Source organism: Gordonia sp. p3-SID1431, from assembly GCF_025143765.1.
Classification (GTDB): Bacteria; Actinomycetota; Actinomycetes; order Mycobacteriales; family Mycobacteriaceae; genus Gordonia; species Gordonia hongkongensis.
Window position 1 is genome coordinate 1 of record NZ_JAMBDT010000183.1, and the last position, 3131, is coordinate 3131.

The 3131-nt window shown below is 64.9% G+C and carries 3 protein-coding genes; all 3 read right to left on the reverse strand.

The genetic code is table 11. The annotated features are described in order from the left end of the window. Positions 1–6 precede the first annotated feature (6 nt). Positions 7–1650, reverse strand: coding sequence for an NCS1 family nucleobase:cation symporter-1 (locus M4D77_RS23650; RefSeq protein WP_249356334.1), 1644 nt, complete (start codon positions 1648–1650; stop codon positions 7–9). 123 nt (positions 1651–1773) lie between these two features. Continuing rightward, complete coding sequence (locus tag M4D77_RS23655) at positions 1774–2466, reverse strand: GntR family transcriptional regulator (protein WP_226513863.1); 693 nt, start codon at positions 2464–2466, stop codon at positions 1774–1776. A gap of 8 nt (positions 2467–2474) precedes the next feature. Next, on the reverse strand, positions 2475–3131 hold a 657-nt coding region (locus M4D77_RS23660), incomplete at its 5' end, for a S9 family peptidase (RefSeq protein WP_259937711.1).

The window sequence follows — 3131 nt, forward strand, 5'->3', positions numbered from 1 at the left end:
CGCCCGTCAGTTCCGGGTACTGCCCCCGGGCACGGTGGATGCGGCTTCTGTGGTCGGCGTTCCCGCGGTCTCGGGCTCCGCCGACATCACTTCGATGTCATCGGTCATCCGTGCGAGCGCCGCGGGTCCGTAGATCAGGCGGGTCGGCACGAACTTCATCCCGAGCCAGTAGAGGAGCATGCCCATGCCCGCGCCGATGAACCATGTGAAGCTGGCCTGATACACGGTGCCGAAGATGACGACACCGATCGGGAGGATCGACGCGATGGCGGTGGCGCCGACGGCAACCGGGTTCCAGCCGTTGCGGTACCAGTAGGCGCCCTCGGGCCTCATGGTGAAGAGCTCGTCCACCTCGATCTTCTGCTTCTTGACGAGGTAGAAATCGGCGATGAGGATGCCGAACAGCGGACCGATGACCGCGCCGAGGGTGTCCATTGTGTAGTGGATCGCGGTCGGATTGTTGAAGAGGTTCCACGGCGTGATGAGCACGGAGCCGACCGCCGCGATCATGCCGCCGGTTCGCCAGCTGATCTTGGTGGGCGCGACATTCGAGAAGTCGAACGCCGGCGAGACGAAGTTCGCGACGATGTTGATCCCGATCGTGGCGATGGCGAAGGTGAGCACGCCCAGCACCGCGGCGGTCGTGTTGTCGATGCGATCGACGATGTGCACCGGATCGGTGATGATGTTGCCGTCCTCGTCGGTGCCGATGACCGTGACCGCCGCGGAGACCGTGCACACCACGAGGAGTGAGAAGAAGAGGAAGTTGACCGGCAGGCCCCAGAAGTTGCCCTTCTTGACCTCGCCGAAAGTGCGCCCGTACCGCGAGAAGTCACCGAAGTTGAGCATCGGACCGGAGAAATAGGAGATCACGAGTGCGATCGCGCTGATCATCATCGTGAACGACGACCAACCGGAGAGCCCGTCGCCGACCGACAGGTCGAGACTCACGTTGTCCCAACCGGCCTCGACGACCAGGTAGGCCGCCAGCGCGATCATGACGACATACACTGCGGGACCGCAGAAGTCGATGAACTTCCGGATGGTTTCCATGCCGTTCCAGAACACGAACGCCTGCAGGATCCACATCAGGATGAAACCCGCCCAGCCGAGCGCGGACAGGCCGAGGAAACCATGCTGTTCGACATCGCCCCAGGGTTCGAGTCCGGGCCAGAACTTCAGCGCCAGGAGCCCGAAAGCGACTGAGGCGAGATAGGTCTGGATGCCGTACCAGACGACCGCGATCACGCCGCGGATGATCGCCGGGATGTTGGCTCCCTTGACGCCGAAGGAGACCCGGGTCGTCACCGGGTAGGGGACGCCCGCCATCTGGGAGGGCTTCGCGACCAGATTGCACAGGATGTTGACGGCCACGATGCCCACCACGAGCGCCACCAGCACCTGCCAGGCCGCGATGCCCAGCGCGAAAAGGCTTCCCGCGAACACGTAGCCGCCGACGCTGTGCACGTCGGACATCCAGAAGGCGAAGATGTTGTACCACGTCCACTTCTGTTCCTTCAGTGGCGCGAGATCGGTGTTGGTGAGCCGATCGTCGTAGGTGGACTTGATGACGCTCTCACCGGCGGCGCCGGTGTGAGACGTGGCCGCAGGTACCTGCGGTCCGGGCGTCCCGGAGGGTGGTGTGGACATTGGCGTTCTCCTGGTCCTGGTCAGCGGCCGGGGTCGGAAGTCATACGGGGAGCACGCTGATGGGAGAAATGTAAGAACGGATTGTTACCCCGCGATGAACGGGCAGATATATTTCGCCGGGGCTCAGTCGTGGCGGACGTCGAGGAGTGCGGCGGTCTCGATGACGGCGCTCTCGAGGCGCTGGTGGTGACGGTGTGCGACGTCGAGGACCGATGCGGTGTCTCGGTCGCCGAACGCCGCGAGGAGGTCGGCGTGGTCGGTGTTGAGTGCCTGCTGGGTCTCGGCGGTCACCGATCTCATCACCTGGAACGGCTCGGTGAGGTTCCAGGTCGCCTCGAACATGTTGAGCAGGCGCGGCATCGCGCACGGCTCGGTGAGAGCGCGATGGAACTCGCGGGAGATGTCGTGAAAAGCCTTGCCGTCGTTGTACTTCACCGCCGTGAGTAGCTCGATGTGGCGTGCGCGTGCGGTCTCCAGCGAGGACTCGTCGATCAGGCCGACGGACCGGGCGAGTGCTGCTTGTTCGAGAGTGCCTCGGACGAAGTAGATCTCGCGTAGCTCCTCGGTGGACAGCTGACTCACGCGGTACCCCACTCCGGGGCGGTGCACCACCAGGCCTTCGCCGACCAGTGTCTTCAGGGCTTCGCGGACCGGGATCGGACTCACGTCGAATGCGTCGGCGATCTCGCCCGGCGGGAGTTGGGTCCCCGGGGGCGCGCCACCGGACAGGATCAGTCGGCGTAGTTCCTCGAGCACATTCGCACGTGTGTTGGCCGAACGCGTCTCGGCGAGCTGGGCGAGCAGGCGGTCGGTCATCCGCCTGTTCATCGAGACGACCGGTTCCGGGACGGGTGACGCGCGATCCAGTCGGCGACCGCCTCGGTGAGCCGATGTTGATTGTGCCGCTTGACGATCTCGTGACCCTCGTCGTCGAACATCAGCATCTCGGCCACGGCGCCGCGTGCCTGGAGTTCGGCGACGATCTGTTGCGACTCGCTCACCGGCACGTTGGTGTCGTGCGCTCCGTGGACGACGAGCAGCGGCGCGCGCACCGCGTCGATCCGGTGGATCGGCGACAGGTCGGCGAGGAGTTCACGGTCGAACTCCGGATGTCCGTACTTGGTGTAGGCCGCCACCGCGATCCACGGTTCGGTGTTGCGGAAGAACGACTCCAGGTCGCTCATGCCGCAGATGGCGATCCCGGCGGCGAACAGTTCGGGATGGAAGGTCAGACATGCCAGGGTTAGATAACCGCCGTACGAACGGCCGGAGCAGTAGACCGCGTCGGGGTCGGCGATGCCCTGACGGCAGAGGAACACCGCGCAATCTGCTGCATCGTCGATCCCGGCGTAGCGCCCGTACCGGTCGTCGGCGTGGGCGAAGAGTCTGCCGTATCCCGACGACCCGCGGACGTTCGCGGCGAAGACCGTGATCCCGGCGTCGACGAGGGGGCCGAACAGGAACTGGTAGTCCGGGCGCGA

Bases quoted from the DNA above. Each gene is read 5' to 3' on its own strand.
- M4D77_RS23650 (WP_249356334.1), bottom strand. From the start codon at position 1,650: ATGTCCACACCACCCTCCGGGACGCCCGGACCGCAGGTACCTGCGGCC.
- M4D77_RS23655 (WP_226513863.1), bottom strand. From the start codon at position 2,466: ATGACCGACCGCCTGCTCGCCCAGCTCGCCGAGACGCGTTCGGCCAAC.